We start from the raw sequence: 14,657 nt of genomic DNA, 5'->3' as shown, positions 1-14,657 counted from the left end.
CAATGTACGAACTTTGACAATTTTACCTAAAAGTGAATAGAAAAAGAGCTTATGGAAGAATCCATAAGCTCTTTTGTTGCTTACCACCAAACGATTGTTACAAATGTAAGTGGGAGCAAGAACCCTAACATTGCACCTGTAAACATAAACATTTGTGGAATACCGTGTCCTTTTTCATTCATATGCATGAAGTAGTATAGTTGAAGTCCAACTTGTACAGCTGCAAAAAGGAATAATGTAGGAATGATAAAGAATTTTGAGAAACCAGGAACGTCATTGAGATGAGCAAACACCATAGAAAACGATACAAGTGTTAAGAAAATCATCAAAGAAAACATCGCTACTTGGCTGCGCATTGATTCTTTTGCTCGACGTTGAGACAGTGACTGTTCAGCAGGTGATCTTTTAATCATTTGAACTTCTGACATCAACCAATCACTCCCATCAAGTAAACTACAGTAAAGATGAATACCCATACTACGTCAATAAAGTGCCAGTATAGAGAAAATGTATAATACTTAGTTGCGTTATACAAGTTCAATCCACGCTTAGAGTTACGGAAGATCAACAAAGTGATCCATACCAAACCAACTGCCACGTGGAATCCGTGAGTTCCTACTAAAGTATAGAACGCGGAACTGAATGCACTATTACTGAACGTAAATCCTAATTGAACGTAATGAGAGAACTCATACACTTCTAACATCAAGAATCCAAGTCCTAATAAAGCGGTAATCCCTAACCAAAGTTGCATTTTTTTGAAATTAAAACTCTTCAAATGATACATCGCGTATACACTTGTTAGTGAAGATGTTAAAAGAAGCATTGTCATAACAAATACTAACGGTAATGTGTATAGTTCTTGCGTTGTGAAACCAAAGCCACTTGGACCTTTGTTTTTCAAAGCCATATACGTTGCGAACAACGTAGCGAAGAGAATTGTCTCTCCACCAAGGAATAGCCAGAAACCAACGAATTTATTCTTTGCTTCCAAAGTAGCTCTCTCAGGATGAGCAGGCCATGTTTCAGGGGTGAATTTTGTATTCAAATCCATTAGTTACGCCCCCTTTTAATATTTTCTTGATCCTGCAAGATTTGCTCTTTTGTTACGTAGTAACCAAGATCATCTTTCAATGAACGCATTGCCATTGTTATGAATGTGAAAGCAAGACCAAAGATCAATACTCCTAGTCCCCATGAAGTTTCTTGATGGAACATTGCACCGAATCCGGCAATGAATAATCCAAGAGTCATCAACATTGGGATAATTGAACCGTTCGGCATATGAATGTCCGTAATTGGTTCAGCTGGTGTAATCATTTCCTTACTACCTTCCATCTTCTCAATCCACAAAGTGTCTAAACCACGAACTAATGGAGTTGCTGGGAAGTTATAGAAAGGTGGTGGAGATGGAATCGCCCACTCAAGTGTACGTCCGTCGCCCCAAGGATCGTTTCCAACACGCTCATTTTTAATAGTTGTCATAATGATGTTGATCACCATTACTGTAAAACCAATTGCCATTAATAGCGCACCGATTGTACTTACGAAGTTCGCAAGGTTCCAACCTTGTCCATCCATAAATGTCCAAACACGACGTGGCATTCCCCAGAAACCTAACCAGTGCTGAATTAGGAATGTCAAGTGGAAACCGACAAAGAAGAATACGAAAGTAATTTTACCTAATAATTCATTCAACATAGTACCGAACATTTTTGGCCACCAGTAGTGAAGGCCTGCAAAAATAGCTAGTACTACCCCACCTACAATTACGTAGTGGAAGTGAGCTACGATGAAATAAGAATCGTGTAGCTGATAATCAAGTGGTGCTGCCCCTTGCATTACACCTGTTACTCCACCCATTACGAATGAAGGAATAAAACCTAAAGCATAAAGCATTGGAGTCGTAACTTTAATACTACCGCCCCAAATTGTCAGCAACCAGTTAAAGATTTTAACACCTGTAGGTACAGCAATCGCCATAGTAGCTACCGCAAATATTGCGTTCGCTGTCGGTCCAAGTCCAACTGTAAACATATGGTGAGCCCATACCATGAATCCTAGGAAACCGATTAGCACTGTCGCAAATACCATCGCTGTGTAACCGAACAGACGCTTCCGAGCAAATACAGAGAATACTTCAGAGAAAATACCGAATGCAGGTAAAATTAAGATATATACTTCAGGGTGTCCGAAGATCCAGAAAATATGCTCCCAGATAATCGTGTTTCCACCCATCGTATGATCAAAGAAGTTACCACCAAACATACGGTCAAATGTCAGGAAGAACAATCCAATTGTCAACGGAGGGAATGCGAATAGAATCATCGCTGACGCAACAAACGTAGTCCATGTAAATAAAGGCATACGCATATACGTCATCCCCGGAGCGCGCATGTTAATGATTGTTACTAGGAAGTTAATCCCCGCCATTAACGTACCGCCACCCGCGATTTGTAAACCAATTGCATAGAAATCAATACCATGTCCTGGTGAATGAAGTGATAATGACGCATAAGACGTCCATCCAGCATCTGGAACCTCTCCAAATAACCACGAAATGTTAAGGAATAATCCACCAAATGCGAACATCCAAAAACCTAATGAGTTGATGAATGGGAACGCAACGTCACGTGCTCCAATTTGTAGAGGCATGATCGCGTTCATAAAACCAAAGAGCATAGGCATTGCTGCCAAGAAAATCATGGTTGTTCCGTGCATTGTAATTAAGTCATTAAAAAGCCCTGCGCTTACGAGATCGTTGTTTGGTGTGATCAATTGAAGACGAATGATCATCGCTTCAATACCACCTAGAACGAAGAAGAATAATCCCCCGAGGAGATACAGAATTCCGATCTTCTTATGGTCGACTGTTGTCAGCCAATCCCATAGCGTTGCGCCAAAGCCACTTTTTTGAGCAACTGAACTCACTGTGTTACCTCCTATTCAATTTCCGCTTGAAAATTATTTTGCAACTTTTAAGCCCATCAAGTATTCAGCTAATGCATCCAAGTCTTCATCAGAAATTTGATCTTTACTGAATGAAGGCATCGTATTGCCAGGTTTATGTTTCTGTGTATCACGAATCCAGTCTTTCAGATTCTCTTCATCGTGTTCAAGGAAACCTGCTACACGATTACGATCACCGAATGTAGCCAAGTTCGGTCCTTGTGCACCAGACTCACCTACACCCGAAACTGCGTGACAACCGATACAGCTTTGAGAGAAGACTTCTTCGCCGTCAGCATTAGCAACAACAGGTTCTTCTGCTGTTTCTTGCATAGCTGCTACCCAGCTGTCAAATTGATCTCTCGGTAATGTTTTTACTTTAAAGTCCATCAATGCGTGAGAAGGTCCACATAGCTCAGCACATTTTCCGTAGAAAACGCCGTCTTTCAAGCCTTCAGATTCTTTCTCAAATGACAGATAAAATTTATTCACGTTTTCAACGTTCGTATCTAGCTTACCGCCAACTGACGGAATCCAGAATGAGTGCTTTACGTCCGCTGCAATCAAGTTGAAATAAACTTTTTCATCAGTAGGTACTACTAGTTCCTGAGCAGTCACAATACCTAGATCAGGATACTCGAACTCCCACCAATATAACTTTGCAGTAACGTCTACTACTAAGTTTTCAGCGTTACCATCATCATCTACTGCTTCCATTGCTTTCACATCACCTAATTTATACGTGTAGTGAACGGTAGGAATAGCAAGAATCAAAAGTAATACTATTGGAATGAATGTCCAAAGCAGCTCAAGTGTGTGACTTCCTTCCACTTGCTCTGGTATGTGATCTTCACCCAACTTCGAACGTCTGAAGCGGAATAATGCAACAGTGTAAATAATTACTACTACAATGATAACCAGTAACATAATTCCGGATGCTAATAGCAACAACTTGAACTGGTCATTAGCGACTTGTCCTGCTGGTTGGAAGGTTGAAATTTCTTCATTACCACAACCTGCCATGAACAAAGCGAAAACCGCTAGTAAAGAAAAGAGACGCCACTTTTTGAGTCCTTTAATCATCGCTAACTAATACCTCTCTTTCTAAAAAAATGTTTTTCTACTATGGAGAACTGAGTGCCCCTTTATGATGAATTCCTGTTTTAAAGAAAGAATTCCGATACGTTAGATGAATATAGAGAAAATAATCATGGATACAAACAAGATTGTCATATAATTTAAAGAATATACAAACATCCCCGTTGCCCACTTCAAATCTTCTTTGGCTTTAAATCCTTTAATAGCTAAATAAAGCCACCCAACATTCAACAGTGTTGCAAATACTATAAATCCGGTACCGAGCTGTGGTAACAAGAAAGGTAGTGGAAATAGTAACAATACCCACATGAGCATCGACTTTTTCGTCCGCTCAAATCCTTTTACTACTGGTAACATCGGAATGTTAGCCGCCCGATACTCTTCTGTTCTACGCATAGCCAACGCATAGAAATGCGGTGGTTGCCATATGAACATGATGAAAAACAATGCCCATGCTCCCATTGGCAGTGTAGGATCAACAGCTGCCCATCCGATTAGGGGTGGAATTGCTCCTGAAAGACTTCCTACTACGGTATTGCTTACGTGCTTACGTTTAGACCACATGGAATACAAAACAACATAAGCGAATACACCCAAGATGCCAAGCCAACCTGCCATAGGTGAAGCAGAGAATAATAATACTTCTCCAGCCACTAGGAATGTAACGGCTAACGTCATCACAGCGGGAGCTTTAAATCTACCTGTTACTGTCGGTCTCGATTTCGTTCTCGACATGACGGGATCAATATCGCGATCAATCAAGTTATTCATAGCACCTGAAGATGCAATGATCAATCCAGTACCCAGAATCGCAAATACCAGTAGATCGAAGTTATGGAGAAAACTTATACCAGTGAATTGAAATGCCAAAAAAAGACCGGTGAACGTAGTGATCAAATTCGAGTTGACAATTCCTATCTTGATCAGCGCCAAAAAGTCTTTCCACAAGGTAATTGTCTCTACTTTTGGATCTGCAACTGTCGAAAGCGTTCGACCGTTTGACATAATAACCCTCCTTTCATAGTTTTCAGCAAAGACCCTATCACCTACTATATCTAAAATCGTCCGAAATTTCCAGACCATTTCTCAATTTATAGCGGTTTGTGCAACCTTTGTGTCTTTATCCTTCACCTTCTATATAGTAATGCATTTCTGACTCTCATTTGTGAAGTTAAAGAGACTATTTTATGAACAATTTGTGAAAAGCCTTATACATCAGTGGTTTATTGCCTTCATGCATTGTGTTTCCTTCAGTTTTTCGTTATCATAAAGTTTGCAATAGATGCTTGGATTCTACAGAAACCCTTGAAATTCAACTATATATCTCTATATAAGTATTTCTGGAATTCGGGCAAAAATTTACGTAAATCGACCTTATAATGGTCAATTCAATAGAAGAAGGTGTTTCGTACTTGCGATACAACAGATATTTAAAATGGTTTGGTGTAGCTTCCACGATCGGAATGCTCGCGATCTTACTTGGTGGAGCACTAGTTACCAAAACCGACAGCGGTATGGGGTGTGGAAGACATTGGCCAGGGTGTAATGGACAACTCATTCCAGACGTCATCACAGCAGAAGTATTAATTGAATTCTCACACCGGTTAGTTACAGGTTCGGTAGGTATTTTCATCGTCATATTGGCTGTATGGTCATGGAAAGCACTTGGTCATGTCCGCGAAACAAAGTTTTTAGCTTTTATGGCAGTATTTTTCTTAATTCTCCAAGCTTTGATTGGAGCAGCGCAAGTATTGTGGGGACAAGGTGATTTTATACTGGCCTTGCACTTTGGGATTTCACTTATATCCTTTGCGTCCGTCTTCCTACTGACTTTATTGGTTTTTGAAGTAGACCAGAAGTTTGACGCAGATAAAATACGTATAGAGAAATCATTACGTTTCCACACTATTGGCGTAACCATTTACTCATACGTTGTGATCTATACCGGTGCTCTTGTTCGTCATACTAACTCAGGTCTTGTATGTTCTGACTGGCCTTTGTGCCGTAACAACGAATTCAGTTTACCGAACAATATGTATGAGTGGATCCAGATGGGTCACCGTTTAGCTGCAGCATTGATTGTCGTATGGATTGGGTTCATCGCTATCAAAGCCATTAAACAGTATAGTGATCAACGTGTGATTTACTGGGGTTGGATTACAGCATTTGGTCTAGTACTTGCACAAGCAACAACAGGGATGATTGTTGTACTGACTAAATTAAATCTCTACTTTGCATTGTTGCATTCATTATTCATCACTTTACTATTTGGTTTGTTAACATATCTAGTTCTTCTAGTATCTCGCAGCCGACTGAAGAAGTAACACAAGAGCGCGTAGTAGCTATTTACAGGCTGTTGTTCATTTTTGTATACAAATGTAGCAAAAAACAGCTTCCACTGTCCTAACGACATGTGGAAGCTGTTTTTTTAATGTTCTAATTCAATTAATAAGTCTCCTGACGAGATAGAATCTCCAGGACCTACATAGATCGCTTTCACAACTCCTGCAAAAGGAGCTTGAATCGTTGTTTCCATTTTCATAGCCTCTGTAATCAACAAGTGTTCGCCGCGTTTCACTTTCGCGCCAACAGATACTGCAACTTGTAAAACAGTTCCTGGCATAGTGGCTGCAATATGCGTTTCATTTGAAAGGTCAGCTTTTTGCTTTGCATCATCTTTTGTTTCCACTTGTAAATCTTGGATAATGATCTCACGTGACTGTCCGTTTAACTCGAAATACAGCGTGCGTGTTCCGTCCGGATTGGGTTCACCGATTGACACCAATTTGACGATAAGTGTTTTTCCGAACTCAATCTCTATCTCGATTTCTTCACCTAATCGTAAGCCATACAAGAACTCTGGCGTATTGATGACAGAAACATCATCAAACTGTTTTCTCGTTTCGATGTATTCTTCGAAGACTTTCGGATATAGAACGTAAGCGAGCGCATCGTGCATAGTAGCAGGCTTTGCCATTTTTTCCGTCAACTTCTTAAGGACCTCTGAGAAGTTAACTGGTGCCAATAACTCACCAGGACGTACAGTGATCGCTTTGCGACCTTTTAATATTACCTCTTGTAATTCTTTCGGGAAACCGCCATAAGGCTGGCCGATTGAACCTTCGAAAAACTCAATAACGGATTCTGGGAAATCAATAGATTGTCCTTTTTCAATAACCGTATGCTCGTCCAATTCGTTTTGTACCATGAACAACGCCATATCCCCTACTACTTTTGAAGAAGGTGTCACTTTAACAATATCTCCAAAGAGGAAATTCACGCGAGAGTACATTTTCTTCACTTCTTCCCAGCGCTCTCCAAGCCCGACAGCTTTGGACTGCTGTTGCAAGTTAGAATATTGACCACCCGGCATCTCATGTACATAGATTTCCGAATGAGGACTGTTCATACCACTCTCAAATGGTTTGTAGTATTTTCGCACGTCTTCCCAGTAGTGCGATAATTTTTCTAATGACTCTGTATTTGCACGGACATGACGTTCATTATTTTGCATTGCATACGCAAGTGAATTGGCAGAAGGCTGTGAAGTCATACCCGCCATGGAACCAATTGCTGTATCGACAATGTCTACTCCTGCTTCTATCGCTTTGGCATACATATAAATACCATTACCGCTCGTATCATGTGTATGCAAATGAATTGGCAGACTTGTTGACGCTTTCAATTCTGAAACTAAACGATAAGCTGCTTCAGGCTTTAACAATCCTGCCATATCTTTGATTGCCAGCATATGAGCTCCAACTGATTCGAGCTCTTTAGCCATCTCTTTGTAGTAATTGACAGTATATTTCGCACGATTGTCGTCCAGAATATCTCCCGTATAACAAATCGTCGCTTCTGCAATCTTTCCTGTTGAACGTGTTTCATCAATTGCTACTTCCATACCTTTGATCCAGTTCAAGCTGTCGAAAATACGGAATACGTCAATACCTGACGCAGCCGACTCTTTAATGAATTCACGGATGACATTATCAGGATAGTTTGTATAACCAACCGCATTAGCACCTCTAAAGAGCATTTGGAACAAGACATTAGGTACTTGCTTGCGTAATTTCTCTAATCGGTCCCACGGGCTTTCTTTCAAGAAGCGGTACGCTACATCGAATGTCGCGCCTCCCCACATCTCGAATGAGAAGAGATCTGGTAATAGATGCGCACTTTCTGTTGCAATTTGCGTTAACTCTTTTGTTCTCATACGCGTAGCCAGTAAAGACTGATGTGCATCCCGGAACGTAGTATCTGTCAACAGTACATCTTCTTGCTTTAACACCCATTCGACTAAGCCATCCGCACCTTGCTCATCCAGAATCTGTTTTGTACCTTTTTGTATCGGCGCATTATAATCAATTTTTGGAATACGTACCGGGTGCAAAACTGGACGTGTCGGATCATCAATACCAGGGAATCCGTTTATCGTAACATTTCCAAGATACGATAAAGCTTTCGTTCCTCTATCTTGCTTTTTGGCAAATGTAAATAGTTCTGGCGTTTCATCGATAAAGCTCGTATTGTAATTGCCCGATAAAAAGTTTTCATGGCATACGACATTTTCAAGGAAAGGTATATTCGTTTTAATTCCCCGAATTCTGAATTCCTTCAAATTTCTGTGCATTTTGCTTGCAGCATCCCTAAAAGTTGGAGCCCAAGTTGAAACTTTCACTAGTAATGAGTCATAGTAAGGACTAATAACAGAACCTTGATACGCATTGCCGGTATCCAAACGAACACCAAACCCGCCACTCGAACGATAGACCATTACTTTGCCTGTATCAGGCATGAAATCATTCAACGGATCTTCCGTTGTAACACGTGATTGAATAGCATAACCAAATAACGGAATATCTTGTTGCTTTGGTATGTTCACCTGTTCAGAATGAAGAGTTTCACCTGCTGCGATTAGTACTTGTGACTGAACGATATCAATTCCTGTAATCATTTCAGTGATTGTGTGTTCCACTTGAATACGCGGATTGACTTCGATGAAATAGAAGGAGTCGTCAGCTACTAAAAACTCTACTGTACCCGCATTGATATATGATACATTTTTTGATAGTTTAACAGCAGCATTGCAAATCTCATGGCGTAACTCTTCTGTCAATGATATAGAAGGAGCAATCTCCACTACCTTTTGATGGCGACGCTGAATAGAACAATCACGTTCGTACAGATGGACTATTTCTCCATATGTATCACCTAATATTTGCACTTCTATGTGTTTTGGGTTCGTAATGTATTTTTCGACATAGACTTCATCAGAACCAAATGCAGATTTCGCTTCAGATTTCGCCCGATTATAAGCCTCTTGCACTTCTTCCGGTGATTCGACGATTCGCATACCTCGTCCTCCGCCACCTAATGAAGCTTTAATAATGATCGGATAGCTATGCTGTTCACCAAATGCTGCAACTTGTTCTACGGAGGTAACCGGTCCATCACTACCTGGTATCACCGGGATATCAGCCAGTATTGCTTGTTCTCTAGCCTTTACTTTATCGCCAAACATTTCTAAATGGCTTGAAGTTGGACCAATAAAGATAATCCCCTCTTCTTCCAGACGTGCAGCAAACTGAGCATTTTCCGCTAAAAACCCGTAGCCTGGATGGATCGCATCGACATCCGCTTTTTTGGCGATGTCGATAATTCCTTCAATATCCAAGTATGCATCGATAGGTTTCTTGCCTTCACCCACTATAAATGACTGATCTGCTTTGTAGCGATGTAGTGATGCACGATCTTCAGCTGAATAAATACCAACTGTCGCTATGCCTAATTCTGTACACGCTCTAAATACACGAATTGCAATCTCGCCGCGGTTCGCGACTAGCACTTTCCTAATCTCTCTTCTCTCCACCAACATATCAATCCCCTCAACTTGTTCTCTCATACTTCACAAACATTGAAACGTTCATCAGTATGCCTAGCGCAATTGACAAGAACACAACAGATGTACCACCATAACTAATAAATGGCAACGTAACTCCTGTTAACGGTATCAATCCTGTCAATCCCCCTAAGTTTACCAATGTTTGAATAGCAATCAAGCTACCTACGCCAGCTGCGAGCATTCTTGCATGAGCGTCTTTTGTACGCAATGCAACAGTAAACGCTCTCATCACGATGAAAAAGAGACCTCCAAGAACAAGTGTTGTTCCGAGCAATCCAGTTTCTTCAGAGATTACTGCCATAATAACATCAGTATGGGGCTCAGGTAAATAGCCAAGTTTCTGAATACTGTTTCCTAAGCCTACTCCTTTGAGCCCTCCAGCACCAATTGCAATGTATCCATTGACTATTTGTAGACCTGAACCTTGTATGTATTCAAAGGGATCTGTAAAGGCGAGAAAGCGCCCCATACGTGAAGCAGTCATGACTGTATCCCACTTAATCCACAGTACAATACCGATCAATACGCCAAGTAAAGCAAAGAAACGGCTGATGATCAAATAGTTTTTCACTTTCATCCCGCTTGCCATGATGACCGATATAGCAACAAGAAATAAAATCATCGTCGCTCCAAAATCCGGTTCCAACAGAACTAATAAAAGAGATGCTGTTAAAACAGAAAACGTCGGAAAAATAGTAGTTTTAATTTCATCCAATGTTCCTCCGTAGTATTTATTCGCAAATACACCCGAGAAATATACGATAAACGCAATTTTTGCTACTTCTGTTGGTTGCAAATTCCCTATTCCAAACGGTAAGGAAAGCCAACTTTTAGCTCCTACAGCGTCACCAAATCCGATGAACTTGACAAGGATTAATAAAGTAAACATGATAATTAGCGTGCCATATAAGAACTTTTTATTTCGATAGTGTCTGTAAGGAATTATGGACACCATTAGAAATGCCGGAATAGCAATAGCTAAGTTCATTAATTGTTTTTTAAAGAAATGGGATGGTTCAAAATTATAAATATTCATGGCCCATACCATGCTTGCACTGTAAATCATAATTAATCCAAATAAACAAAGCAGTAAATATACGATAAATAATGGATAGTCAAAATTGCGTAAAATTCGATTCATATAAGTCTTCATTTTCTTTAAACCTCATCGTCCTAAATAAAAAACTCAAACCGTTGGAGTAGTTTGAGTCTTCCATTTATTTATTTGTATACAGTTCGTGTAAAACATTTAACTCTTTTTCCAAAACAGAGATTATTTCACGGCCCTTGTCATGCTCCACTAGACCAAGCTTAACAGCAAAATCAATCTCACGAGATAGTCCGTACATTTGCGTATCGAGTACTTCCTCATATAGTGGACATTGCGGCATCGTTAAATTATCCATTTGAACTTTAATCAGCTTTGCAATTTTCTCCGCATCGATTTGCAGTTGTTTCATGGCTTGTTCTTTGTACGTATCTTGAACTTCTATATCCATGGAGACGCCCCCATTATTCATTATTCCCGCAAGGTGTTAATGTCTAAATTGTATCTTTTGCTCTTGCAAAATGCAAGTGTTACCCAATGAAAAAATTGAACTGAAATGAATTCCTTTTCACTTCTTCTATGAAAAGGTATACTAAAACTAGTGACTATGTATTGAGGAGGATATATTTTGGAGCTTATTATACCAATTACGGGAAATGTGAAACATGCAATAACTTTAGATCCTACTGTTTGGATATTTGATGATCGACGTATCGATCTGGATGAATTCTTCTCAGAGGGTTTTGTCGAAAAGGATGAAATGGAAGAGTATAAAGAAAAAATGGGTAAGCACTGGTCCAGAGAAATTATGGAAGGCGCTACTTATCCACCCACTTTAAAAAGTGAAAAAAGATTTGAAAAAGATAAAATGTTATCAAGCAGCTTCGGTATTGTATTAAAACCATTCATACACAATGCTGTACCATCAGCAAACGCAACCACGTTTACTCTCATTACTAAAGATGAAAAATACACATATCCACTTGAGGAAGCAAGCAACATTATTTTCAAATTCAGTCATAAGGGTAAGCCTCTTCGTGAAGACGGCCCTGTACATGTTCTGTTTAAAGACGGATCGAATCAAGATTCACCGATTCGTTATGTTCTGGCTATCCAAGTAGATTGAAGGAGAAATTCCAATGCGCGTAAAATGTGTCATATGTGACCAAAACGATCAATTAGAAGATAACAATCCACTAGCCAAAAAATTACGAAACCGCCCCATACATACGTATATGTGTCCAACATGTAAAGAGCGGATCAGTAACTTGACAGAAAAACGAATTGCGACTGGTAACTTTGTTTTCTACCGTAGTTCAGATCTTACCGAAAAGGATTTTTAATCTATTAAAAAGACTCCGTTACTGAGTAACGGAGTCTTTTTTATGTTCATTCATTCGTCGAACACGATAGATAATGAGAATGGCAGCAGCCACGAACAGTCCTTCTACGATTGGAAGGAAGAAAGCTAAGAATGTTAGTATTATACATCCAATAAATAAGAATGTATAAATGATCACATTTCGACCAAAACTGATCTTTCTCGCAAATCCAAGCTTATACACAATAGCAGACATGATGAAAACGAGTGCAAACAGAATATAGCCGGCTGACGTGAAATTGGGTGAATACTCATAAATTATGCGAGCGGTTCCCGACAACCGATTGTAGACCATTTCTGAATCCTCTACTCTCATTCCATACATTCCCTTCTATTTCTATTATTCGCCAAGTTTCTTCTTTTTATTTATACGTTCGCGTTCACTCTTGTCTAGAACTTTTTTACGCAAACGAATAGTTTGTGGTGTAACTTCACAGTACTCGTCATCGCCAATATATTGCAATGCTTCTTCAAGCGACAAAATACGAGGTTTCTTCGTTGTGACTGTTTGATCTTTCGTAGCTGAACGAACGTTAGTAGCATGCTTGATTTTCGTCAAGTTGATCGTCAAGTCGCTATCACGGTTACTTTCCCCTACTACCATACCTGCGTAAATCTCCGCGCCTGTTTCTACAAACATTGTTCCACGGTCTTCTAGCTGCATTACACCGTAACCAGTAACTGTACCGTTCTCCATGGAAACAAGTACACCGTGACGTCTGCCACCAATCTTACCTGTAGTGATCGGCTTATAGCTGTCAAACGTATGGTTCAGAATACCATATCCGCGTGTTAACGTAAGGAATTCTGTTGTATATCCAATCAATCCACGAGCAGGAACAAGGAAGATCAAACGTACTTGTCCATTTCCGTTATTGATCATATCCAACATTTCACCTTTACGTTCACCAATTGATTCAATAATAGAACCCGTGTGTTCTTCTGGCACATCAATCTGTACGCGTTCAAAAGGCTCGCAGCGCTTGCCATCGATTTCGCGGATGATTACTTGCGGCTTAGAAACTTGAAGCTCGAAACCTTCACGACGCATGTTTTCGATAAGAATCGACAAGTGAAGCTCACCACGACCGGATACAATCCACTCGTCTGGTGAATCTGTTTGTTCTACACGCAATGAAACATCAGTCTCAAGCTGTTGATCCAAACGTTCTTGTATCTTGCGCGCAGTTACCCATTTCCCTTCACGACCTGCAAAAGGACTGTTATTCACTAGGAAACGCATTTGTAACGTAGGCTCATCGATATGAAGTTCAGGCAGAGCTTCCTGGTGATCAGTCGGACAAACTGTTTCGCCGACATCAATGTCACCCATTCCCGAAACGGCTACTAGGTCACCTGCGTATGCTTCTTCAACTTCAACTCTCTTCAAGCCTAGGAAACCGTATAATTTGGTTACACGTAAAGTCTTTACAGATCCATCACGCTTAAGAACTGCGACTTGTTCTCCAACTTTCATCGTTCCACGGAAAATACGTCCAATTCCGATACGACCAACGTAATCGTTATAGTCAAGTAGTGATACTTGGAACTGAAGCGGCTCATCACGATTATCGATCGGTGATGGAATGTTTTCAAGAATTGATTCATATAGAACACGTAAAGTGTCTTCTTGTGTTTCAGGATCAGGAGAAAGACTTGCTGTACCATTGAATCCGGAAGCAAATACAACCGGGAATTCCAATTGCTCATCGTTTGCATCTAGCTCGATGAATAATTCAAGTACTTCGTCTACTACTTCTTCTGGTCTTGCAAATTCACGGTCAATTTTATTTACAACAACAATTGGCTTCAGGTTTGTTTCTAGAGCCTTTTTCAATACAAATCGTGTTTGTGGCATACATCCTTCAAACGCGTCAACAACTAGAATTACGCCGTCCACCATACGCAAGATTCTTTCTACTTCGCCACCAAAGTCAGCGTGTCCTGGTGTATCCAAGATGTTGATTTTTGTGTCATTATATTCAATAGCTGTGTTTTTAGCTAGAATCGTAATTCCTCGTTCACGCTCTAGTTCGTTTGAATCCATTGCGCGGTCATCTACGTGCTCATTCGACCGGAAAATACCGGATTGTTTAAGTAATTGGTCGACCAATGTCGTTTTACCATGGTCTACGTGGGCAATAATTGCAATATTTCTAAGATCAGTACGTTCGTTTGTCATTTTTTCACTCCGTTTATCTTTATTTCAGATGTTCAACTGTGTTATTATAGCACAAGATAGTCCAATTAAATAATATTTTAATTTATATGGAGGG

General features: G+C 40.1%; 13 protein-coding genes. 3 read left to right on the top strand and 10 right to left on the bottom strand.

Annotated elements, in window-relative coordinates; all coding sequences use genetic code 11:
• Positions 1-80: 80 nt before the first annotated feature.
• The 5 genes from CSV74_RS01025 to cyoE form a co-directional block, all read right to left on the bottom strand.
• Positions 81-428, bottom strand: a complete 348-nt coding sequence (locus CSV74_RS01025) for a cytochrome C oxidase subunit IV family protein (protein ID WP_037561321.1) — start codon at positions 426-428, stop codon at positions 81-83.
• Positions 428-1,054 (bottom strand): cytochrome (ubi)quinol oxidase subunit III, encoded by a 627-nt coding sequence (locus CSV74_RS01020; RefSeq protein ID WP_029052406.1) that lies wholly within the window; start codon positions 1,052-1,054, stop codon positions 428-430. Before CSV74_RS01020 ends, CSV74_RS01025 begins: the two co-directional genes overlap by 1 nt.
• Positions 1,054-2,931 carry a cytochrome c oxidase subunit I gene (locus tag CSV74_RS01015; RefSeq protein ID WP_099690284.1) on the bottom strand — a complete coding sequence of 626 codons (1,878 nt, stop codon included), beginning with the start codon at positions 2,929-2,931 and terminating at the stop codon, positions 1,054-1,056. The genes CSV74_RS01020 and CSV74_RS01015 overlap by 1 nt, the downstream gene beginning before the upstream one ends.
• Positions 2,932-2,964: 33 nt before the next feature.
• Entirely contained in the window at positions 2,965-4,032 is a 1,068-nt protein-coding gene (gene coxB, locus CSV74_RS01010; protein WP_099690283.1) for a cytochrome c oxidase subunit II, read from the bottom strand.
• A 102-nt stretch (positions 4,033-4,134) separates the two neighbouring features.
• Positions 4,135-5,052 (bottom strand): heme o synthase, encoded by a 918-nt coding sequence (gene cyoE / locus CSV74_RS01005; protein WP_099669471.1) that lies wholly within the window; start codon positions 5,050-5,052, stop codon positions 4,135-4,137.
• 374 nt (positions 5,053-5,426) lie between these two features.
• On the opposite strand from cyoE, the gene CSV74_RS01000 reads away from it, so the two are divergent.
• On the top strand, positions 5,427-6,371 hold the full coding sequence (locus CSV74_RS01000) for a COX15/CtaA family protein (RefSeq protein ID WP_037561324.1): 945 nt from the start codon (positions 5,427-5,429) through the stop codon (positions 6,369-6,371).
• 104 nt (positions 6,372-6,475) lie between these two features.
• On the opposite strand, the gene CSV74_RS00995 is transcribed toward CSV74_RS01000, so the two are convergent.
• The 3 genes from CSV74_RS00995 to CSV74_RS00985 all read right to left on the bottom strand — a co-directional run bounded on the left by CSV74_RS00995 (position 6,476) and on the right by CSV74_RS00985 (position 11,451).
• On the bottom strand, positions 6,476-9,952 hold the full coding sequence (locus tag CSV74_RS00995) for a pyruvate carboxylase (protein WP_233190714.1): 3,477 nt from the start codon (positions 9,950-9,952) through the stop codon (positions 6,476-6,478).
• Entirely contained in the window at positions 9,936-11,105 is a 1,170-nt protein-coding gene (locus CSV74_RS00990) for an FtsW/RodA/SpoVE family cell cycle protein (RefSeq protein ID WP_099690281.1), read from the bottom strand. Before CSV74_RS00990 ends, CSV74_RS00995 begins: the two co-directional genes overlap by 17 nt.
• A 64-nt stretch (positions 11,106-11,169) precedes the next feature.
• Positions 11,170-11,451: an Fpa/YlaN family protein gene (locus CSV74_RS00985; protein ID WP_029052412.1), complete on the bottom strand. Its 282-nt coding sequence runs from the start codon at positions 11,449-11,451 to the stop codon at positions 11,170-11,172.
• Positions 11,452-11,628: 177 nt separating this feature from the next.
• On the opposite strand from CSV74_RS00985, the gene CSV74_RS00980 reads away from it, so the two are divergent.
• Both CSV74_RS00980 and CSV74_RS00975 read left to right on the top strand, forming a co-directional pair.
• Complete coding sequence (locus CSV74_RS00980; RefSeq protein ID WP_029052413.1) at positions 11,629-12,126, top strand: hypothetical protein; 498 nt, start codon at positions 11,629-11,631, stop codon at positions 12,124-12,126.
• A gap of 13 nt (positions 12,127-12,139) precedes the next feature.
• A complete protein-coding gene (locus tag CSV74_RS00975; RefSeq protein ID WP_029052414.1) occupies positions 12,140-12,343 on the top strand; it encodes a YlaI family protein in 204 nt (67 codons plus the stop codon).
• An 18-nt stretch (positions 12,344-12,361) separates the two neighbouring features.
• Here the strand turns inward: CSV74_RS00975 and CSV74_RS00970 are convergent, their stop codons facing one another.
• The gene (locus CSV74_RS00970) at positions 12,362-12,697 is read right to left on the bottom strand and encodes a YlaH-like family protein (RefSeq protein WP_369823674.1); all 336 of its coding nucleotides are present in this window, start codon (positions 12,695-12,697) and stop codon (positions 12,362-12,364) included.
• 24 nt (positions 12,698-12,721) lie between these two features.
• Positions 12,722-14,563: a translational GTPase TypA gene (typA, locus tag CSV74_RS00965; protein WP_029052416.1), complete on the bottom strand. Its 1,842-nt coding sequence runs from the start codon at positions 14,561-14,563 to the stop codon at positions 12,722-12,724.
• Between the last annotated feature and the right edge of the window lie 94 nt (positions 14,564-14,657).

Source organism: Sporosarcina sp. P19 (assembly GCF_002743165.1).
Taxonomy (GTDB): domain Bacteria; phylum Bacillota; class Bacilli; order Bacillales_A; family Planococcaceae; genus Sporosarcina; species Sporosarcina ureae.
The sequence above is the reverse complement of the archived record's forward strand: the minus strand, read 5'-3'. Positions and strand labels throughout refer to the sequence as shown.